Origin of the sequence: Brachyspira sp. SAP_772, from assembly GCF_009755885.1 — a bacterium.
Lineage (GTDB): Bacteria > Spirochaetota > Brachyspiria > Brachyspirales > Brachyspiraceae > Brachyspira.
The window spans coordinates 34,988-58,446 of record NZ_VYIX01000002.1 but is presented as its reverse complement, the minus strand read 5'-3'; the positions used below and the strand labels follow the sequence as shown (position 1 = coordinate 58,446).

The window sequence follows — 23,459 nt, the reverse complement described above, 5'->3', positions numbered from 1 at the left end:
TAAAAAATAATTGTTTCAATATAATAATATTGCTTTTAAAAAATTATATTATATAATTATTACTACAAAAAATAATTTAAATATGGATTAATTTTATGAAAAAAGTAAATGTTTGTTTATTGGGTGCTTCAGGTGCCGTTGGTAAAGAGATGCTTAAGATATTGCAAGAGAGAAAATTTCCTGTTAATGAATTAAGATTATTAGGCAATAAGACAGCAGGTCAGAAGGTTATTTTTAATAATAAAGAATACACCATAGAAAAACCAAGTAAAGATTCTTTTAAAGATATGGATATTACTTTAGTTGCTGTTGGCAGTGATGAAAGTAAAAAACTAAGTCCTTTGGCTGCAAAAGCTGGAAGCGTTGTTATTGATAACAGCAGTGCTTTTAGAATGGATAAAAATGTTCCTCTAGTAGTTCCAGAGGTTAATCCTGAAGATGTTAAGCTTCATAAAGGTATTATAGCTAATCCTAATTGCAGTACTATTATTGCTTTGGTAGCATTAGCTCCATTACACAAATTTGCTAAAATTAAAAGAATAATAGCTTCTACATATCAGGCAGTATCTGGTGCTGGTAAAGAGGGTATGGAAGAACTTCAGCAGCAGGTTTATGATTATGCAGAGCAGAAAAAGTTAAACATAAAAGCTTTCAAATATCAAATATTATTCAACTTAATTCCTCAAATAGATGCATTCGACAGCAAAACAGGATACACTAAAGAAGAATTAAAAATGACTAATGAGGGCAGAAAAATATTACATGCTCCAGATTTACAAGTAAGCTGTACTTGTGTAAGAGTACCTGTTTTAAGAAGCCACAGTGAATCTATAACAATAGAAACAGAAAAGAAATTAACAGCTAAAAAAGCTAAAGAATTATTAGCAAAAGCTAAAGGTGTAAAAGTGGTAGATAACCCTTCACAATTTAAATATCCTATGCCTTTAGATACAACAGATCAAGATAATATATTTGTTGGAAGAATAAGAGAAGATATCAGTGCTAAAAACTCTTTAACTTTATGGTGTGCCGGCGACCAAATAAGAAAAGGTGCTGCTACAAATGCTGTACAAATTGCTGAGTTGGTATTGCCTTTATTAGATAAAGAGGGCAAAAAAGAAGAAGCTCCAAAAAAGAGAGTTTGCAAGCCGAAAAAAGCAGCTGCAAAAAAAGAAGTAAAAAAAACTGATAAATAATAATATTATTTAGTATAAAACTATAAGGCATTCAATTATATTGAGTGCCTTTTTTATTTATATTGTTTTAATTTTGCTGCTTATAAATATATATAAAATAATACCATATGTTTATGACTATATTCCATAAAAATGCAGTTCTTTTGCTTCTTTTATACCAATACCATACCTAAAGGTACTTCTTTCAGTCGCAGGCACTTCCTTCGGTCGTAAAAGAACTGGGGTGCTACCCTACGGGCACGCTTCGCAGGGGGGCAAAGCCCTGCAAATAATAAAAATAAAAAAGTTAAAAATTTTCAATATATTCTAAAATAACTATATTTTGTTATATGGTTTTTTATTCAACTTTTTCCCGCCGCAAAAAGTTGCAAAAAGTGCAAAATTTAAAACAATATTTATATTGTGAGTCAAAAATACAAAAATAAAAAATACTTTTAACAAAACATATTTCTTTTTATTGCTATTTCATTGACTTTTAATTTATTTATATTAGACTAAAACATATTAAAAAATTAAAAGTGATTGATTTATGATTAAAAATATTTTTGCCGTTTTTATTTGTATGTTTTTATTTTCTTGCAGCAATGCTAATGCTTTAAATAACAATTTATCTTCTAGCAATCCTAAATTATATTTTGATTCTAAAAAAGCTTATGATTATGTGAAAGCTCAAACAGATTTAGGGCCTCGCAATTATGGAAGTGAAGCACATAAAAAGGTGAGAGAATATTTTAAAAAAGAAATTTCAAATATGGGCTATGAAGTATTTAGTCATAAATTTGAAGCTCCATACATAAAAGGGAGAGAAGGCGAGAACATATATGCATTTTTAAATGGCAAAACTGATAACTATATTATAATAGCAAGTCATTATGATAGTAGAAGTGTGTCAGAAAAAGACCCATTGCCTGCAAACAGAAATAAACCAATAGATGGTGCTAATGATGGTGCAAGCAGTTCTGGGGTTTTGCTTGAGCTTATGAATGCTTTAAAAAATTATGAGCTTGATTATAGCATATGTTTTGTATTGTTTGACCTTGAAGATGATGGAGATTTATTTGATGTTGTAGGCACTTCACCTATTGAAACTGATTGGATACAGGGAAGCATTGCTTTTGTAAATGATAATGTGTTAGATAAAAATAAAATTAAGTTCGGAATACTTCTTGATATGGTTGGAAGCAGTGAGGCTTTATTTAAATATGAGAACTTTGCTTATACTTATTATTCTGATATTTATAAAAATGTATGGTCTAATGCTAGATATTTAGGCTATGAAAAGTTTTTTGTAAATGATTTTTATGGCGGCATAATAGATGACCACACTCCTTTTATTTTTAACAATATTCCTTTTATAGATGTTATAGATATGAGCTATAAATATCATCACACTCAAAATGACACAATAGACAAAATAGATATTAATACTTTGGAAGCTGTAGGAAAAACTATAGAGTTTACAATAGCAAATACTTTTAAATAATTAAAAAAATATTATTTATTCTAAACAAAATAATTAAAAATATCTTTAAAAGTTTATTATTATTGTTATAATATTTTATGTCTTTATATTATTTATTATACAGCAATTTAGAAGGAAATATATGGTCAATTTTTTTAAAAGCCAATCTACAGAGGCAAGAAGGGATTTAATACTTCATGGCTCTATAACAAACACATTAATAATGCTTTCTATCCCTACATTGATGATGACATTAGTTCAGTCAATGATTCCTCTAATGGACGGGCTTTTTCTTAATAATGTTACTAATACTATTATAGCAAGCAGTGTAAACTTTGCAGAACCTATAATTAATATGATGACAGCATTATCTCAAGGTTTGGGTGTTGCTGCTATGGCTATAGTGGGTCAATATAATGGATTAGGCGACTTTAAAAATGCAAAAAAAATATCTACACAAATAGTAGTTACAGGCGTTTTATTTGGTATTGCTATGGGACCTACATTATATTTAGTAAGCATACTTGTTTCTATGAATTTACATACAGGCGTTAAAGAAAATGTATATCAGTATTTATCATTATATAGTTTTGTTATGCCTATGACTTTTTTAGCTGCTTTATATAATGGTATAAAAAATGCCAATGGTAAGCCTGAAGCTACTTTTATAAGAAGTGTTATATTACTTTTATTAAAAATAGTTTTCAATTTTGTATATGTTTATTTTTTGCATTTAGAGATAGTTGGAAGTGTATTAGCATCTTTTTCTACTTATGCAATAGTTACAGCTTGGATGTATTATGATTTATTTATAAAAGAAAGCGATGATAAACTATCTTTAAAAGAGTTTAAATTTGATATTTCTATTTTGAAAGAACTCATGATAATAGGTGTTCCTTCAATGCTTACCACATTTTTAAGCAATTTAGGATTCTTTTTAATAAATAGTGAAGTTGAAAAATATGGTGCTACAGTATTAAATGGACAGGGTATAGCTAATAATATTACAGCAGTATGTTTTAATTTGCCTGCTGCATTTGGTTCTGCAGTTACTACAATGGTAAGTATGAATATTGGTGCTAAATATGCAGATAAAGCCAAAAAATCATGCTATACAGGAATGTTGCTAAGTGCTATTACAGCCATTATTCTTATAGTAATTGTAATACCTTTAACACCTTATATGACTATACTTTTTACAAGAAATGCAGAAGATTTATATGTTGCTAATGGGGCTCTTCCTATATTTGCATTAGGAGTTTTAGGGTTTGGTATTACTATGGTAGCACAGGGTGCTTTGATTGGGCTTGGACGTACACGGGTGCCTCTCATAATCAGTATACTTAGGATATGGTTATTGAGGTTTATATTTATAATAGTTACTACTAAATATTTATCGTATTGGTCAGTATTTTGGGGCAATTTATTTTCAAACACTATGGCTGGGGTTATAGCTTTTATTATTATCACTAGAGTACCTTGGGTATCTGTTATTAATATGAAGACACAAAATATATATATGCTTAGAGCAAAATTATTTATAGATGGTCTTAGTGCTAAATTTTTCCCTAAAAATATTGGAAAAAGAAAAGATTATACATTAAAGTTAAAAAATAAAATAAAAAACATTACAGACCCTATTAAATTATCAAAGTTTGAAAAAAGAGAAGAAGAAAAGTTAAAAAGAATGGAAGAGAGGGAGGAGAGAATAAGAGAGAGAGAAGAGAAGAGGGCAAAAGATGTTGCTGAGTGGAAAAGGCAGCTTGAAGAGATAAAACAAAATAGAGAGAAAATGAATGAAGAGCATAGAAAATATAATGAAGAGAGAAAGAAAGAAAAAGAAGCTAAAAAACAGCAAATATCAGAAAATGTGAGGTTAAGAAGAGAGGCAAGGCATAAGCTTAGAGAAGAAAGAAAGCTTGAAAAAGAAGAAAAGAAAAAAGAAAGAAAAAATTTAAAGAATAAGAAAAATGAAGAATTATAATACATTAATTTTACTTATAGCAGGGCAGTCAAGAAGATTTGGCGGAAAGGTTAAAAAGCAATTTATTAAAGTTGATAATAAGCCAATATTTATACATGCTTTAATTAATATGTTAAAGTTTAAATTTGATAATATTATTTTAGTAAGTTCAAAAGATGAAATAGACAATATAAAAAAGTGTATAGAAAAAGAAAATAATATAAATAGTAAGAGTAAAAAAGTTATGCATTATATAGAAGGCGGAAGTGAGAGAGTTTATTCTGTTTATAATGCAATTAAATATTTAAATGAAAATAATATAAAAACTGATTATGTGTTTATTCATGATGGTGTAAGACCATTAGTAACCAAAAAAGAAATATTAAGTCTTTATAATTATATATTAAAAAATGATGCTGCAATATTAGCTTCTAAAGTAACAGACACTATAAAAAAAGTTGATGGTAATAAAAATATTACAGAAACAATAGATAGAACATATTTGTATAGAGCAGCCACCCCTCAAGCATTTAATTTTAATAAATACTTAATAGCTATCAATAAATATATGAATGCTAAAACAAAAAAACTTGCAACAGATGATGCCGAGATATATAGCAAGTACTCTGGAAGTGTTGGTATTATAGAATGCTCATCTAATAATATAAAAATAACCAATAAAGAAGATTTATCTATTTTTAAAAAACTAAAGGATATTTAATTTTATTAATTAAATATGTAATTTTGCAAATTTGCTGTATATTTTTTGTATATTTAATATATATATAAGATATATTTTAATAAGTATATATCCGAAAATTTTATATAACAATTTTTATTTAAATAGGTTATTATAAGTAGTTATTTATAGCCTTATGGAGGTATATGAGTGCGTACCAAAAAGCACTCGCGTTTTAAACTTTATTTAGCTACTACCTTGATAGCTTTTTTAATACCTACTTTGTTTAGTGTTTCTTTTGTTTTTTCAAATAAGCAAAAGTATTTAGATAATATTGTTTTATATATAAATAAAGTAGCACCTATTGATATTCATATAGGTGATATAAGTTTATCGTTTAGATTAGAAATTATTCTTGATGATGTGAAAGTTTATTCTAAGGGTAATGATAAAGAGTTTGCTAGTATGGAGAGAGCTTTTTTAAAGTTTAATCCATTAAGACTTTTCATAAAAAAAGATATATTTTATATGCTTAGTGATGTTGATGTTACTAAGGCAGATTTTTATCCTGAGTTTTTAGATACTTCCATTTTTCAATCGAATACCAATGCTAATACAGATTATAGAGAGATTATTAAAAATGTTACTGATATATTATTGGATAAAAGTATTCTTGTTAGAAATTTCAATACCAAAATAGAAGACAAAGAAGGAAATACAACTCAAGTATCTATTAGGTCTCTCAATGGAAACTTTAGGTCATATAAATATTTTCTTACTTATGATTTAAGTCTTCCAGATGAAACTATTGTTAATTTTTCTACAGAAGTTAATCCTGATTTATCTTATTTAACATGTATAGTAAGTGCTAAAGACAGAGAGAAAGATTTATTTAAATATGATATAAATGCTACAAATAATAATGATTTTATAAAATTAAATTTAAAAAATACAGAAAAAGAAGATTTGCTTAATCTTAATTATGATTATAACAAAAGTAAGCTTAATTTTGAACTTTTAGATGCTAATATAGATAAAAATACAGTTTATAAGTTTGTAAATATAGCATTAGACACACCAATATTATATAACACTATAAAGCCTGATAAAGACAATCTAAAGATGATTAGCAATGCTATTAATCGTTTTGATTATTTGAGAATTAATGCTTATGGTGATTATGAGCTTGAAAAGGATATATATTTAGATTTTAACGTTAGGGCTAGTGATAAATTGTTTACGTTACATGCGGATGCTGAAGTTACAAATAATAATCTAATATTATCTAATGTTAATGTTAATACTTTAGACGGCAATATAATACTTAGCGGCATAGTGCCATTAAATGACCCTGTTTCAAGTGTATTGAGTTTAAATATTAATGAAATATCTGCGGGAGTTAATAAATTATCTGCTTCATTATCATTAAACCCTATAAGAGTTAATGATGAAGAATTATCTTCTAGTTTTATAATATCAGAGTTATCTTATGCCAATGCTTTAACACACCCTTTGAAATGGGTTGTAAGATATATGAAAAAAGAAAAATACATAGAGATGAATTTGAGTGCTAATAAGTATATAGAGCCTTTTGATGTTAATATATCATTAGACAATACTAGGCCTGTATTAGTGGATGCTAGCGGTATTATACCTCAAGAGTTATTTGTTGTATTTTTGGGGGGCAATCCTATTGATAATTTATCTTCTCTAAATGTTAAATATAGTTTAAGCAATGCTTCATATACAGATGGAAAAGGAAATATTCATGTATTAAATTTATCATCTAGAAAAATTTACACAGAGGAATATTTGATTAGAGTAGGGGCTTTGGCTTATAGCAATAAGATTGAACTTAATGATATATTTTATAGGCTTTCAGAAGACGGCGGAGTTAATGCCAGTGCTGTTGTAGAGTATGATAAGAATTTCAATGTAAAAGCCAATGGAAGTGTAAAGACTCCTATTGGTAATTATAATGTAAATGGCTTTACCCTTATAGCTACTAATGGAACTAGAATATTATATGCTTCTACAGAGAACTCTGAAATAGTTGCAAATGGTTCTATAAAGACTAATGGAGATTTTGAGTTAAATATATCAACACCAAATGAGTTAAAAGTTAATGATATATCTTTTGATGCTGATGTAACTATAGATAATTATAGAAATAAGCCATTATATTTGTATGGCGATGTTAAGTTTAATAAGAGTCTTTCACCTGTTGTTGCTTTAAATACTCAATTTGAACTTTCTAATACGAGCATAGTATTTACTAATATAATAATGGATTATGGTGATAATAGAGTATATGGGGAGGGTATACTTTCTTCTTCTGATGGAATTAATAAGTTTACAGCTTTACTTAAAGATGCAGATAACGTCGGACTTATTGCTTTAGATGCTTCAATCAATCAAAATAATGTATTTGGAAATCTTACTATATCTGATTTGCCTTTTAATCTTACAATGGCAGGCGGAATGTACGGTATAGTCACTGCAAACGCCACTGTAATAGGGCTTATTAGTGATCCTGTTGTATATTTGGATAAATTTAATATAAAAGATTTTGAGGTTTTAGGCGACAGATATGATGTTTCTTTAACAGGTTATTACAAAACAGATGAGCTTGAAATAAAAGATGTACTTATGAGTAAGACTGGTTCTACGGGTATTGTAAAATCTAGAACATTTAAAAAGAGCGGTGAACAATTAAAGATACCTTATGCTTATTTTTCAAAAGATTTGCATAATATGACTGTAGAAGTTGATGAATTATTTTTCTTGAGTACTTATTCAGGCACTATTAATTATAATATGCGTTCTTTATCAGACGGAAGCAAAGAGTTTAGAATACAGACAACGCCTATAACAATCAATAAAAGAAAGCTTCCAGAGTTTGGTACTATAGTAAATTATAAAAAAGATTATATTACTTTTGAAAACAATAAAAGTCATGGAATATCAGGAAGTATTTCTAATATAGATGGAGTGAATGAAACAGCATTAAAATATGTTTATGATGATTATAATATTCTTAATATTGACGGCACTGTAAAAGATGTTGGCAAAGATCAAGTTGATTTGCTTCTAACTTCTGATAGGCTTAATGTAGAGATATTTGAGATATTTAATGTATTATTTACAGAGATACAATCAGCACCAACTAACTTTATGGTTGATAATAAGCCTTATACTTTATATGCTAGAATGCATGGACCTAAAGATGATATTGCAATTGACGGAAGATTTTTAGGTCATGGAAAGAAGGTAAAAATAGCATATTTCTCTGATGTATTTGATAGTACAGTTGTAGACTTTAATTTTAATGGAAATATGTTTAACGTAAATAATCTTACATTTACTTACAAGGGCAAGAAGAATTTAGCTATTACAGGTGAAGCTGAAATATTTAAAAATAATATAAATTACATGGCTTTTGATTTACTTTCATCAGACGAACAATTAGGTCTTTTAAATGGTTCATTAGACCTTAATGTTGTAAAAATAAGAGGTCCTTTACACATAGACTTACAAGTTGGCGGAAATATAGCTGAACCAAGAATAGGCGGAACATTAACACTTATGAAAAGTGATGTTCAATTATCTATAAACCCTCAAAATACATATAAAGAGCATGTTTACGGAATGGCTAGTAAAATTTACTGGGATTTCATTATAGAGGCTTGGCAGCAGGTGCGTGTTACACATAATTTGGTTGGAGATGTTTACCTTGAAGACGGCTCTAAAATGAGTGTATATAGCACATTGAGAGACGGATTAGAGTTAGAGGGTACCATTAATTTTGATAGGGGAAGTATATATTATTTACAGAATGTGTATCAAATAGAAAATGGTACTTTAACATTCCCAGATGTTAATAGTTATGACCCTATAATAGAGGCAACTGCTTTTACATACAAAAAATATTATTCTCCAAGTGTTAGTGCTTCTTCAGATTCTTTGGAATATCAAAACTCAGGAGAGAGTGTTACGCTTTATATGGAGATGAATGCTAGGGTTTCTCAATTATTAACCGACAGCACAGGCGGTATTTCTCCTGTAAGATTCTATACTATTCCTTCGCTTGGACAGTATCAGGTTAATCAATTAGCAGGCATACCTCAGGGTACTTTTGGTAATAGAGAAAATCAAGTTTATGCCGAAAATCTAAACACTATAAACTCTGCTAATAATATGAATAATGCCCAATTACAGCAGCTTACTATGAATTATAGTGATTTAATATTGAGAAGTACAGTTTTAAGACCAGTAGAGCGTTGGGTAAGGCAGTTTTTGGGTATAGATTATATTAACTTAAGCCCTACGGTTGTAAATAACTTATTGTTTGTTACGAATAATAATAATCTTAGTGCTTCTTCTGTTTGGGATAACACTAGCGTAGGTATAGGTAAATATGTTTCTAAATATTTGTATTTGAAATATGATGTTACTTATAAAGTAAATGATGCTTCAAGGCCAAGTGAGTTAGGAAGACCGGTGGATGCTTATTATTTTGACCATCAATTTGGTTTTGAAGTTTCTTTACTCAAAAATTACAGACTTGCAAATTTTGTATTTGAGTATAAAATTAACCCTTTCAATATAAAAGGAACAGGACAAGACTTTAACATAGTTACGCGTTGGAGATTTTAGTGAAATTTATAAAGAATCGTTTTATCATTTTTATTTCTATTTCTATACTTTTTACTGCTTTTTTATTTTTAAGGGCGGCTGAGAGTGATTTTGACAATTTACAAACTTCACAAAATATCGCTGTCTATGAGGGTCTTACCATTAAAGATATAATAGTTACAGGGGAAGTAAGACTTACTGAGGATCAAATAAAAAATAATTTCCCCATTAAGAAAGGAAGTAAATTCGCTAGAACTGAAATTAATAATGCTATAAAAAGTTTATTTAATACAGAATCTTTTGACAGGGTTGCTATAGATGTTACAAGAGAAGATGACGGGATTATACTTAATATAGTAGTAGCAGAGAGATTTATCATTAAAGATATAATATACAACGGCAATAAACGTTTAAGCAGGACTGCTTTAAATGATGCTATAAAACCTATAATGCGTGTGGGAGACCCTTATATACCGCAGAAGTTAAATGATGCTGTTAATGCTATAATCACAAACTATCAAGATAAAGGATATTTAAAGGCTTATGTTGAGCCTAAGGTTACTGAAGATAAAGCTGCTTCTGACGTTGTTATAGAGATGAATATTGTAGAGGGTAATGAGGTTAAGGTATCTAGCATTCGTTTTCATGGAAATACGCATTTCTCGGCTAATGAATTAAAGAGACAAATGTCTACAAAAGAAAATGGTTTCTTATCTTTGGGTAAGTTTAACGAGTTTAAGTTTGAAGAGGATAAGTCTAAGATAGTAAAGTATTATGCTGATAGGGGTTATTATAAGGCAAAGGTAAATAATGTTCAATATACTTATCAGTGGAGGGATCCGCAGGTAAAAAATGAGCAGGATTTGATTATAGATATTTACATAACAGAGGGTGATAAATATTATTTTGGAGATATTGGATTTAAAGGTAATTTTGTTATACCTTCTGATGTTATACAAGCAGATATAAAAGCTAAAAAGGGTGCTTTATATAATTATACTTATCATATGGCTGATTATCAAGGCATACAAAATAAATATTCTGAAAAGGGTTATATATTTAGGCAAGTTATACCTGTTATATCGGTTAATGAAGAGAACAAGATAGTTAATATAATGTATGATATAGTTGAAAACGATAAAGCCCACATAGAAAATATTACAATAGCCGGAAACACTAAAACTAAAGACTTTGTTATACAGAGATATATTGATATAAAACCGGGAGAAGTATTTAACTCTGCTAAAATACAGCGTGTACAAGAGAGATTATATAATACGCAATTCTTTGATAACATTAATATTAGCGTAAAACCCGGTTCTGCTGAAGGGCTTATGGAGCTTGGGCTTAATGTTACAGATGGTAAGTCTGCTATGGTATCTGGAGGAGGCGGTTTTTCTACTGGTTCTGGTTTTAAGATATTTGCTTCTATTAGAGAAAATAACTTCTTAGGGCGTGGCTTGCAATTAGGTTTAAGCGGTGAGTTTGGTCAGACTCAAAAGAGAATAGCAGTTAATTTTGCAGAGCCTTATTTGCTTAATTTGCCTATATATTTAGGTTTTGATTTATCTTACTTTAATGAAAGTGTTAATACAGGAGACCAAATAGGTACAGATCAATTTGGACTTCCTAAATATTCTTACTATACAAGGCATGGTTTTGAAGGTATTGCGAGAGTTGGTTATTATTTCTTTGACTACTACTCTACTTTCTTGACATTTGACACCATTGTACAGCAGTATCAGCAGTGGTATGATCAAGGAGCAAGCGATGCAGGACCTGATCACGTATTGAATGATATTAAAAAATATTTAGTTCATAGAATAAATAAAAAAGACGGAAGTTTTGAAAGATGGCAAAGTGATTGGTTTACAACATTTATAGTATCTTATTCGCTTCTTAGAGACAGCAGAAACGACTATCTTAACCCTACAAGGGGAAGTTTCTTAAGAGGTACAGTGGACTTCTACTTTAACCATACTCAATTAATGAGATTAAATGCTACAGGTTTCTTGGCTGTGCCTGCTACTGAATGGTTATCATTTGCATTCTATGGAGAGATTGGTCAGATTGTGGCTATTCCGGGACTTCCTATTCAAAACGATGCAGATGTACTTTATTATCTTAACCCATTTGAAGATGTTAGAGGTTGGGATACTTCTAAATATACTATATTTAAACATAATAGAGGCTTAAGTACTTATGACTTGCCTAATGAGAATGGTCAAACAGATTCTTGGAGTTATGGTAGGGCTAAAGTAAGATTCTTTGCTGAGCTTCGTATACCTATTATACCTAGAACTTTAGGATTTGTCGGCTTTCTTGATGCAGGTCAATTATGGCTTCCTCATTCTACAGGTCTTAATTTTGACGGAGATGCTTATAATTATCCTTCACAGTTTATGGATATTAAAGATATATTTGACCCTTCACAATATATGTATTCTGTAGGTTTTGGTTTGAGACTTACTATACCTATATTTAATATTAGATTTTATTTTGCTAAGAGATTTGTTTACAATAAAGAGGATGTTGGTTTTGGTAAGGGTTTCCAAGACTTTGAGGGTGATACTTATTCTCCTCTTGGTAAGTGGCTTGGAAGAGGCTGGGGAATTGCATTTACAATGAACCATCCATTCTATTAAAATTATATATTGCTATTTTGCTGTTTTTATTATAATTTTTATTATATTTATAAATAATTTGTCAGTAAAATATAAAAGGAGAAAATAAATTATGAAAAAATATTATATTTTTGGCTTAATGTTTTTGTCTTTTTTGGTTATATCTGTAGTAAGTCCGAGAGTTTTTACTCAGTCATATAGGCTTACTAAGGTTGGTTATGTTGATTTGGATAGAGTTGTAAAAGAAGTTACTAAAGATGATGTTTTTGTTGAAAATCTAAAATTAAAAATGCAAGAGCAAAATGATAATAGAGATTTGGCTGAAACTAATAATACAGAAATTAATACTAATCCTAGAGATAATTCTTTAAGAGGACAAGTTAAAAGACAGGTAGCTTCATCACTTCTTGGTATAGTAAAAAAAGAGGGATACACTTTAATACTTGAGAGAACTGAGTATGCTATTCTTTATGCAGATAGAAATTTTGATATTACAGATGCTGTTATTAAAGATGTAAAAGAATCAGTTATGAAAAAGTAATAATTATTATTTAATAAAAATACATACTATTGACAAATAATAAAAAAGACTTTATATTAATATTACTCTGCTTGGTACGTGAAGCGATGACATTCTTGCACCACTATAATTTAATGCTAACGGGATCTGGAGCGAAGCATCAATGATAGGCTCGCCATTATCGCGATATGGTATAGAGAAATCAAGGTCATGTTTCTGAAGAGCCCACCTAACTATAAAGTTAGGTGCATTTATGTCGCATACGGCTAAAGCGGAGCTTTTTTATATATTATGTGTTATAAATTATTAAATATATTCGCTTATTATTAATCAAATAAAAACCCCCAATACATACAAAATTAGAGAGTAAATATGGATAATAAAACAAATAAAGAAAATGTGAGACTTGTTAAGGTTATATTAGAATCTGGTTTTGCAAGCAGAAGAAATTGTGAGAAAGCCATAATGTCTGGAAGGGTGAGAGTAAATAATCAGGTAATATTAGACCCTGCTTATAGGGTAAAAGAGAGCGACTCTGTTTCAATAGATAGAAATATTATAGAAAGGCAAACTAAAAGGTATATGGCTTTATACAAACCTTTAGGGGTTGTTAGCACTACTAAATATTTACCGGGCAGAAGGATAATTACAGAGTTTTTTAAGGGTATTAAAGAGAGGCTTTTTTATGCTGGAAGGCTAGACTCTGAATCGCGTGGTATAATGATTATTACAAATGATGGTGAGTTTGCTAATATTATAACGCACCCATCTTATGAAATATTAAAAGTTTATGATGTTACGGTTAATGGAAAAATAGATTCTGAAGCTTTATTAAATGCAAGCAAAGGTATCACAATCAAAAATGTTACATATTCTCCTTTTAAGTTTAAAATACTTTCAAAAGGAAGAGTACAAAGTAAAATTCGTCTTACTATAAACGAGGGTAAAAATAGAGAGATAAGAAAGATATTTGATTATTTGGGTTATAAGGTTATTGATTTGGAGAGGATATCTGTTGGATGTGTGAGCAAATATGATGATGTATCTGGTACTTTAGAGGCTGGTCATATTAGAGATTTAACAAAAAAAGAGATAGAGTTTTTCTTTAAACAAAAAGATAAAAAACTCAAAGAGATAGAATCTTTATTTTCTAATAATATAATTGAAAATGATGAAGAGTTTAATGAAGAAGACTTTCTAAAAGAGAGTGAAAAAGAAATAAAAAAAGAAGAAAAAAAGCAGCATGATAAGTCTAAATGGGCTAAGGCTAAACCTAAGAAAAAGAGATTATCTACTAAGAAATCTTCTACTAAAAAAGTTACTGCTAAAAAAACTTCTTCTGTTAAAGAAAAGAAATTAAAAACAGCAAAAAAGCCTGTATCTAATAAAAAGTCATTAAAAAAGAATACAAAGACTTCAAACAAGAGAGGTAAATAATTAGCCCTATAATGTTATTACAGGGCTATCACTTTATTAATATATTAAAATCATAGAAGTATATACATATTATTACTGTTAATAATACACTATAGAACAAAAAAAATCAATAAAATATTATGCTTTTTATTGATTTTTTATTATATTTAAAAAAATATTAAAAAAATAAATTACTAATTTACATTTTATAGGTTTTATATTATAGAAGGGGTTTGTTATGTTTAAGAAGTTACTCTTTTTATTTATAATATTTATATTAATTATATCTTGCAGAAGGGCTACTACACGTCCTACTTTAGATTCTATAGGAAGTCCTCCAGAAGATCCAAATTCTCCTGTTATAGATGTAGATCCAGAGCCTACACCTGAACCTACACCAGATCCTGAATTTATTATAATAGCTACTGATAGTGAAGAAGAAATAGAAAGTAAAATTCAAAAATATTATGAAAAACATACAAAATATGCAGCTTTCGTTGAAGGCAGCGAAGAAGATATAAAACAAAATAATACTCTAGAAAAAATTAATACAGTTATAACTAGAAATGCTTATTCTGAAGGAATATCATTAGATTTAAGTGAAACTACCATTATAGAAATACCTGATAATTCATTTTATGGAAATAAATATTTATCTTATGTAACACTTCCTGAAACATTGACTAGTATAGGCAATAATGTTTTTGGAAATGCTGAGAAGTTAATAGAAATTAATTTTCCGTCTGCATTGACAAAAATAGGAGAAGGAGCATTTAGAAGTTGTATTAATTTAAGAGAAGTTGATTTACAATATACAAAAATAACTACATTATCTCCACAAATTTTTGCTTATTGTGATAATTTAAGTAAAGTAGTATTTCCTGAGGGATTATTAACTATAGAAAATAGTGCTTTTAGTTACTGTGTATCATTAGAGGAGATTACTTTACCAGAATATTTTAGAACCATAGGAACATTTGTTTTTGCTGAGTGTACAAAATTAAAAAAAGTAAATCTAAATAAAAATATTAAATCTATTTATCACTATGCTTTTTATAGATGTATTTCTCTTTCTAGTATATCTTTACCAAGCAGTTTGATGGAATTGGGTATAATGGGACCAGAAATATTTCCAGATTGTACTTCATTATCAGATGTTGAGTATTTAGGTACAAACCCTGAAGCTATAAGTTGTTCAGGCAATGTATTTGATAATTCTATGCCAGAAAATCTATATTTACCTAATGTAGAAGAGCCGGCAGATCCAAATATGAAAGAGAAATGGGAAAAATTCTTAGGATATGATTGGACTGATAAAATAAAATATAAACAATCTATACCTATTAATTAAAAAATATTTTAGTAAAAAATAATAGAGAACTTATAATATTTATAGGTTCTCTTTTTTATGTAAATAATATAAACATTTTACTTGATTATATGGTTTTTATATAATATACTTTAAATATAATATTAAAATTAGAAAAATATAAAATATTTAGAGGTGTAATAATTTATGGAAAAAAATGTACAAGATAGAATTAATTCTTGGCTTAACGGCTCTTATGATGAAGAAACAAAGAAAGAGATTAAAGCTTTATTAGATGCGGGTAATGAAAAAGAATTGACAGATGCTTTTTATAGAGATTTAGAGTTTGGTACAGGCGGATTAAGAGGCATAATGGGTGTTGGTACTAACAGAATGAATAAATATACTGTTGGTGTTGCTACTCAAGGTTTAGCAAACTACATACTTAAACAAGGCGGAGGTGATTATAAAGTTGCTATAGGTTATGATTCAAGAAACAATTCTGATGTATTTTCTAAAGCTGCAGCTGAGATACTTTCTTCAAATGGAATAAGCGTTTATTTATATGATGATATTCACCCTATTTCACTTCTTTCTTATGCTGTGAGAAGTTTAGGCTGTATTGCGGGAATTGTTGTTACTGCTAGTCATAACCCTAAAGAATATAATGGTTATAAAGTTTATTGGACTGACGGTGCTCAAGTTATTCCTCCTCATGATAAAAACATAATAGATGAAGTATTAAAAGTGAAACCTGAAGAAGTAAAAATGGGAGATGCTTCAAAGGTTACTCTTATAGGAAAAGATATTGAAGATAAATATATGAATGATTTAATGGGTTATTTAGTTAATCCTGATATCATTAAAAAGCATCATGACATAAAAATAGTTTACACTCCTATTCACGGTTCTGGTTACAAAATGGTTCCTATGGCTTTGAGAAAGGCAGGATTTACTAATTTAACAACTTTAGAAGGAGCTCAGCCTCCTAATGGAGATTTTCCTACAGTTGAATCACCTAACCCAGAAAACCCAGAAGCATTACAAATAGCTGTTAACAAGGCTAAAGAGATTGGTGCTGAACTTGTTATGGGTACTGACCCTGATTGTGATAGAATGGGTTGTGCTTTGCTTACTAAAGACGGAAGCTATATGTATCTTACTGGAAACCAAATAGGCTCTATTATGGCTTACTATCTCATTACAAATAAAAAGAATGTGAAAAATCCTTATATAGTAAAAACTATAGTTACTACTGAGCTTGCTAGGGCTATTGCTGATGCTAATAATGTTAAGCTTTATGATGTACTTACTGGTTTTAAATGGATTGCTGATGTTATAGAGAGAACAAAAGACGGAACTTATTTATTTGGTTTTGAAGAGAGTTTCGGATATTGTATTAACTCAAATGTACGCGATAAAGATGGTGTTAGTTCTTGTTTGATGCTTGCTGAAGTGCTTGCTTATTGTAAAGACAATAATATGACATTAGCTGATTATTTAGAGAGCATTTACGAAAAATATGGATATTTCTATGAAGAGACTATATCTATCACTAAAAAAGGTGCTGATGGAGCTAAGGCTATAGCTGATTTAATGACTTATTACAGAAACAATTTGCCTAAAGAGATTTCTGGTATTGAAGTTGTTAGTATAAGCGATTATGAGAAAAAAGAAGTTTATGACAATAGCGGCAAAAAAATAAGCGACATCACTCTTCCAAAATCTAATGTTCTTCAGTACATACTCTCTGATAAAACAAAAATTACTATAAGACCTTCTGGTACTGAACCAAAAATTAAATTCTATTTTGAAGTTTGCGTAAAAGAAAGCAAAGATAAGAGACTTGCAGTTGCTAAAGAAAAAGTAGCTAATTTTAAAAAGTTTATAAAAGAGTAATATAATTAAGTATTAATAAAGAAGAAGCTCTTAATTAATAGGGCTTCTTCTTTATTATCTTTTATCATTCCCCGCACTTTAAGTTTTATGGTGTAAACCAAAAATATAATTTCTATTTATTTTATAGCTCGGTCATAAAAGCACACCCACCCAAGATTTTTTAAATTTGATAATTTTTTAAAGCACGCGGTAAATAAATTTATGTTTATAAATTACAATGCATAATTAATTAAATTTGTTTTTTATAATTATTTTAACGCGTGATGAATAAGTTACATTACAACAAATCTTATAAACAAAATTATAATACATGTATATTACTGGAAACAATATGAAAAATGGTATATAATACAGTATCATTATATAAAGGAAGTATACAAATGAAAGCATTAATTATTACAGATAATTTATTTGAAGATTCAGAATTATTTTACCCATATTTCAGACTTATAGAAGAGGGTGTGGAAGTTGATATAGCAGCTCTAAATAAAGGAGAAATTAAAGGAGAATATTTTTTCAAAGTTGAAGCTAAATTAGATTTTTCAGAAGTAGATCCTTCAAATTATAAGGCATTGATAATACCCGGAGGAAGAGCTCCTGAAGCTATAAGAGGCAATGAAAACGTTAAAAAAATAGTAAAATATTTTGTTGATAATAATCTTACTATAGGAGCTATTTGTCATGGACAGCAAACTTTAATATCTGCAAAAGTATTAGAAGGAAAAGATGCTACATGTTATATAGCCATAAAAGATGATTTAATCAATGCTAAAGCTAATTACAAAGATGAAAAAGTGGTAGTGTGCGGAAATATTATTACTTCAAGATGTCCTGACGATTTGCCATATTTTGCTAAAGAGATAATAAAGAAATTGAAGTAATATATAGATAAATAATAGAAGAGGCTCTAATTAGGGCTTCTTTTTTTGCTTTTTTTAATTCCCCGCCCATTAAATTTTATAACGTAAACTAATAATATAATTTTTATTTATTTGTAAGCTCAATTATAAAAAGCATGCCCGCCCTAGCTTTTATTATTTTTCAGTCTATCTAATCGCACGGTAAATAAGTTTATTTATATAAAAAATATTATATTTATAAACTTATTCATATTTTTTTTTTGGTTTAACGTGCGGTAAATTAAATTATTGCTCTAAATATGCATAATGAAATCTGTATCTTCCAAGCGGATTAAATATTGCCCCTTTTAATTTTGGATTAATCATAAATGGGTCCATTCTGTATATTATTGGTATTACTGGCATATAGTCAAATATTAAATCTTCTGCTTCATGCAATGCTTTTATTCTCTCTTCTGTATTCGTTGTGCTTGAAGAGAATTTTAATAAATCATTAAACTCTTTACTGCTAAACCCGCTATGATTAACAGCACTTACTTCCGAGAAAAAACTAATCATAGCTAAAGGGTCGCTATAGTCTGCAGTCCAGCCGCTTCTTGCTAAATCATAATTCTTCTCAACCATAGCCTGAAATGTTTCATTATATTCTTCAGATTTAATTGTAACATCTATTCCTAAATTTTCTTTATACATCTCCTGCATAGCTTCACATATTAAAGTAAAATATCCCGGAGTAGTTCTTATCTCTAATACAGGAAAATTTTCTCCATTTGTATATCCTGATAACTCCATAAGGCTTTTAGCTTCTTTTATGTTTTCACTGTAGCTTCCAAGGTCAAGATAATTGCTTCCATTTTCTCTAAAGTCTTTGCCTGTACTGTCTTTCATTCCATAAGGCACAAATGCATATGCCGGAGTTTGATTCATTTTTGTAATGTTTGATATTATATAGTTTCTGTCAAATGCTAATGCCAAAGCTTTTCTTATGTTTTTATTTGTAAGCACTCCTTTTTGTGAATTAATCTCTAAAAAATATATTCCATAAGCAGGCTCTTGTAATATATAATTTTCTTTTATAAGAGTAGATATTTCACCAAGCGGAGCTTCAATTACAGAAAATTGTATATCTCCAGTTTTTATAGCGGCAAGAGAAGTGTTTGAATCGCTCATTATAATAACATTAATTTTCTTAGCAACAATGCTGTCTTTATCATAATAATTAGTATTTACTTTCATAACAATTTTTTCATCGGTTTTTCTCTCTGTCATTACATAAGCACCATTTACAATATATGTTTCTGGGTTTCTTGACCAATCATCGCCATATTTTTCCACAATGTCTTTTCTCACAGGAAAATAAGCACTGCTCACAGATAAATATTCTAAGAAATATGGAGTAGGGTTTTCTAGTACAATTTCTAAAGTATTGTCATCAATGGCTCTCACTCCTAAAGCATCAACATTAGTTTTACCGCTTATCACTAAACTTCCATTTTTTACAATATTAACCATATGTGAGTACGCTGCTGCTGTTTTAGGGTCTGCTACTCTCTTTAGAGCATATTCAAAATCTTGAGCTTTTAGTTTTTCGCCGTCAGACCATTTAGCCTCATCTCTTAAATAAAAAGTGTATGTGAGACCGTCTTGAGATATATCCCATCTTTTAGCCATACCAGCTGCAACATTGTCATTTTTATCTTTTTTTGTAAGCCCTTCAAAGAAATGTATCATATATATTGAGCCGAAACTAAGTGAGTTTAGCGTAGGGTCTAAAGTTTTAGGTTCTCCGCCAAGCGATATAGATATTTCATTGTTTGATGAAGTTTTGTTGTTGTTATTGCATGAAATTATTGATAGTACTAAAAAAATAATGTATACAGATTTTTTCATTTTTCTCTCTTTAAAATTATTTTATTTAAATTATTTAAGTTAATTATTCTATTATTAATGTTTATAAAGTCAATAGTTATTGATAGGTATATAAAAAATAAATAATAGAAAATTTAGCAATACTACAGATATAAACTCCTAACTTTAAAAAAAGAAAAGAAAAAAATAATTGTGTATTAAAAAGCACTCCCCCGCACTCCTAAGAAGTTATAATTAAAGCATATCGTTACCGTGCGGCAAGGTGGTACAGCTCGTACACCGCACGCCTGAGAGACTATGATTAAAGCATAGCATTACCGTGCGGAAATCCGTTACGGCGAGTAATGGGTACAGCCTGTACTAAAAAAGGCCATACATATTAAAATGCATGACCTTTTATGTTTTTATAGTTTATTATTATTCTTGTGTTTGAGCGTTATTATTGTTGTTTTGCTGTCTTAATTGCATAACCTCATCATAAGTCAAATACTCTAAATCAGGGTTATATTCACCGCTTCTCTCTTCACCATTAAGACTAGGTATTACTAATCTTTGACCAGGAAGTATCAAATCAGGGTTATCAGGGTCTCTAAGTATGTTTCTGTTAGCTTCATATATTCTATACCATTCAATAGGGTTATTGTATATGTAGCTGTAACCTGCAATTCTCCATAAAGCATCAGTTAGAGGTACTCTTCTTACAACAATATAATATTGAGGCAATACAGTAACTTTTCCTTCTGTATTTATTTGCTGACCAGTAGTAGCATCAATTATTTGACCGATTTCTTCGTTATTAGCACCCATTTCTCCCGGTATCACTTGTCCGTCAAGAGGTCCTCTCTCTTGTATAGCATTCATAGCTAAATTAGCTTCCTGCATTTTCTCTTCAGCTAAATTATAATCATTATTGTTTAGAGCGTCTTCAGCTTCTTGAATTGTTTTAGATAGATTTTGTTCTTCTTCACTGTCTTTAGCTAAATAACCTTCGCTTATAAGTCTGTCTCTTCTTGCTTTTAATTGCTCTAGATTTTTAATAGCTTCTTCTTTTTTCATCTGATTAGCAGTGTTTAGTATATTGTCCATAGTTCTAGAAGCTTCCAAAGCTTTATCACTTGCAGTTTGAGGAGTGTTTTGTAAAGCGTTATTAGCATCAGTTAAAAGTTTTGATACATTTCTATCATTATCATCACCTTTAGCTATTACTTCATCATTAACTAAATTATTATATTTATTTTGTGCATCTTCTATATCTTTTTTAGCTTTTGCTATTGCCTCAGCTTTCGCTTTAGCTTCTGCTTCAGCCTTTGCCTTAGCAGCAGCTTCCGCTTTTGCTCTAGCTTCTGCTTCAGCTTTCGCTTTAGCTTCTGCAGCAGCTTTTGCTTTAGCCTCTGCTTCAGCCTTTGCCTTAGCATCTGCTATAGCTTTATTTATACCAGCCAATGCAGCTGATACATTCTGCTGAACGCTAGCAAAGTTGTCATTAGTAAGTGCTTCATCAGCTCTAGTTAAAGCACCAGTTATGTTTTTGTCATTAGCATCGCCTGCTTTTACACTCTTGCCTAATTCTGCTTGATATTTGCTTCTTGCATCATTAATAGATTTTGAAGCTATTGCTCTTTCTCTGTTAAGATATCCCTCTTTAACACTGTTGGCAGATTGTAAAGCATTATTGAAAGAATTAAATACTGTTGTGAATGTATTTGAAGAAGCAGTAAACTCTTCATCTGTAGGAGGAGTTTCAGGTTCTGGAGGAAGTGTATTTATAGCATTATTTCCTTCTTCAAAAAATTTAAGTGCCTCTTCATATTTTGTTTTAAATTCATTATCAGCAGAAGCACCTAATTGCTCTATTTCACTAATAGAACTGCTTGCATCACTTCTTGCTTTAGCTATTCTTAAAGTCATTAATCTATAAAATAATGAAACAGTAGTTTTATCTATAGAATCAGAAGCCTCTTGAGATTTATCATAAGACTTTTGATATTCTCCGTTATTTTGCAAAGTCTCAGCTTCTCCAGTAATTCTAGCTGCATCATCATAAGTTTGAGCAGGTAATATGCTAAAACTAAAAGAGATTAAAGCTATATAAGCTACGATTTTTTTTATTAAAGTACTCATTTTCTCTTATACTCCTTAAATTAAAAATTAGCTTTGTTGCTCTTGCTCTAAAGTTTCAAGCTCTTTTACCATAGCTTCAAGTTCAGCTAAACGCTCTTTTACTTTAGTTAAAGCTTCATCACTTCTATCAAATTGTTCTTTTGTTTTATTATATAAAGCTAAATAAGCCTCTTTTGCTGTATAAAGTTTATCTACTAATACTCTATAATCTTTAGTTTCAGCCGTATACATAGCGTTTGCTTCATTATATATTGCCTCTGCCTGAGCATATTCTTCACCATACATAACATTAGCTTTAATTTGACTAGCATTAGTATAATTTTCATCAGTTTGTTTTTTTAGTATTTCAGAATAAGGCGGCAATCCTTTATCTAAAACTAAATTATAATTAGTTTCAGCTGTAAGAAGTAATTCTTTAGCCTTCTCTGCCTCTTCTTTATTTTCTGCCTTCATAATGATGTCAGCCTCTGCATATCCTTTCTCAGCGATATCATAATCGTTTTGAGCAAAAGTTTTAATTTCAGTATACTTGTTTACAGTTTCTCTTAAAGCAGTAACTCTCTCATATTCTTTTGTAGGAAGCCCTCCGCAAGACATTACAAAGAAAGATAATGCTATAATCAGAGCCTTTTTACCTTCTAAACTCATATTAATACAATTCCTCCTGTTTTTTAATTATATATAAAAATACAAAAAAATAATATGTTAACAACATTATCGCTTAAATAATTAAAAAGTCAAGTTATTTTAATTATAGAATGCGTAGAATAAAATTTAAAATAATACTAAAATCTACTATTATTATAAATTGTTTATAAATAAAAAAGTAAAATTGATTAAATTGTAAATTGTTAAAAATATTAAATGTTTTTAAAATAGTACTTGCATTTTTTTTATTATATAGTA

General features: G+C 29.3%; 14 protein-coding genes. 11 read left to right on the top strand and 3 right to left on the bottom strand.

Features of this window, described 5'->3' with window-relative positions; all coding sequences use genetic code 11:
• Nucleotides 1–95 precede the first annotated feature (95 nt).
• The 11 genes from GQX97_RS05410 (at nt 96) to GQX97_RS05360 (ending at nt 18,584) form a co-directional block, all read left to right on the top strand.
• On the top strand, nt 96–1,196 hold the full coding sequence (locus GQX97_RS05410) for an aspartate-semialdehyde dehydrogenase (protein ID WP_157150943.1): 1,101 nt from the start codon (nt 96–98) through the stop codon (nt 1,194–1,196).
• Nucleotides 1,197–1,725: 529 nt separating this feature from the next.
• Complete coding sequence (locus tag GQX97_RS05405; RefSeq protein ID WP_157150942.1) at nt 1,726–2,679, top strand: M28 family peptidase; 954 nt, start codon at nt 1,726–1,728, stop codon at nt 2,677–2,679.
• A gap of 121 nt (nt 2,680–2,800) precedes the next feature.
• Nucleotides 2,801–4,642 (top strand): MATE family efflux transporter, encoded by a 1,842-nt coding sequence (locus GQX97_RS05400; protein ID WP_157150941.1) that lies wholly within the window; start codon nt 2,801–2,803, stop codon nt 4,640–4,642.
• Nucleotides 4,629–5,342, top strand: coding sequence for a 2-C-methyl-D-erythritol 4-phosphate cytidylyltransferase (gene ispD / locus GQX97_RS05395; RefSeq protein WP_157150940.1), 714 nt, complete (start codon nt 4,629–4,631; stop codon nt 5,340–5,342). The genes GQX97_RS05400 and ispD overlap by 14 nt, the downstream gene beginning before the upstream one ends.
• A gap of 168 nt (nt 5,343–5,510) precedes the next feature.
• Nucleotides 5,511–9,956, top strand: coding sequence for a hypothetical protein (locus GQX97_RS05390; RefSeq protein WP_157150939.1), 4,446 nt, complete (start codon nt 5,511–5,513; stop codon nt 9,954–9,956).
• The gene (gene bamA / locus GQX97_RS05385) at nt 9,956–12,580 is read left to right on the top strand and encodes an outer membrane protein assembly factor BamA (protein WP_157150938.1); all 2,625 of its coding nucleotides are present in this window, start codon (nt 9,956–9,958) and stop codon (nt 12,578–12,580) included. The genes GQX97_RS05390 and bamA overlap by 1 nt, the downstream gene beginning before the upstream one ends.
• Nucleotides 12,581–12,671: 91 nt before the next feature.
• Nucleotides 12,672–13,100 (top strand): OmpH family outer membrane protein, encoded by a 429-nt coding sequence (locus GQX97_RS05380; protein ID WP_157150937.1) that lies wholly within the window; start codon nt 12,672–12,674, stop codon nt 13,098–13,100.
• 351 nt (nt 13,101–13,451) lie between these two features.
• Nucleotides 13,452–14,516, top strand: coding sequence for a pseudouridine synthase (locus tag GQX97_RS05375; RefSeq protein ID WP_157150936.1), 1,065 nt, complete (start codon nt 13,452–13,454; stop codon nt 14,514–14,516).
• Nucleotides 14,517–14,733: 217 nt separating this feature from the next.
• Nucleotides 14,734–15,846 carry a leucine-rich repeat domain-containing protein gene (locus GQX97_RS05370; protein WP_157150935.1) on the top strand — a complete coding sequence of 371 codons (1,113 nt, stop codon included), beginning with the start codon at nt 14,734–14,736 and terminating at the stop codon, nt 15,844–15,846.
• Nucleotides 15,847–16,011: 165 nt separating this feature from the next.
• Nucleotides 16,012–17,703 (top strand): phospho-sugar mutase, encoded by a 1,692-nt coding sequence (locus tag GQX97_RS05365; RefSeq protein ID WP_157150934.1) that lies wholly within the window; start codon nt 16,012–16,014, stop codon nt 17,701–17,703.
• Between the two features lie 380 nt (nt 17,704–18,083).
• Nucleotides 18,084–18,584 (top strand): type 1 glutamine amidotransferase domain-containing protein, encoded by a 501-nt coding sequence (locus GQX97_RS05360; protein ID WP_157150933.1) that lies wholly within the window; start codon nt 18,084–18,086, stop codon nt 18,582–18,584.
• A 264-nt stretch (nt 18,585–18,848) separates the two neighbouring features.
• Here GQX97_RS05360 and GQX97_RS05355 read toward each other — a convergent pair whose 3' ends face one another.
• The 3 genes from GQX97_RS05355 to GQX97_RS05345 all read right to left on the bottom strand — a co-directional run bounded on the left by GQX97_RS05355 (nt 18,849) and on the right by GQX97_RS05345 (nt 23,201).
• Entirely contained in the window at nt 18,849–20,453 is a 1,605-nt protein-coding gene (locus GQX97_RS05355; RefSeq protein ID WP_157150932.1) for a peptide ABC transporter substrate-binding protein, read from the bottom strand.
• A gap of 396 nt (nt 20,454–20,849) precedes the next feature.
• On the bottom strand, nt 20,850–22,553 hold the full coding sequence (locus GQX97_RS05350; RefSeq protein WP_157150931.1) for a LysM peptidoglycan-binding domain-containing protein: 1,704 nt from the start codon (nt 22,551–22,553) through the stop codon (nt 20,850–20,852).
• 27 nt (nt 22,554–22,580) lie between these two features.
• Entirely contained in the window at nt 22,581–23,201 is a 621-nt protein-coding gene (locus GQX97_RS05345) for a hypothetical protein (protein ID WP_157150930.1), read from the bottom strand.
• Nucleotides 23,202–23,459: the final 258 nt, after the last annotated feature.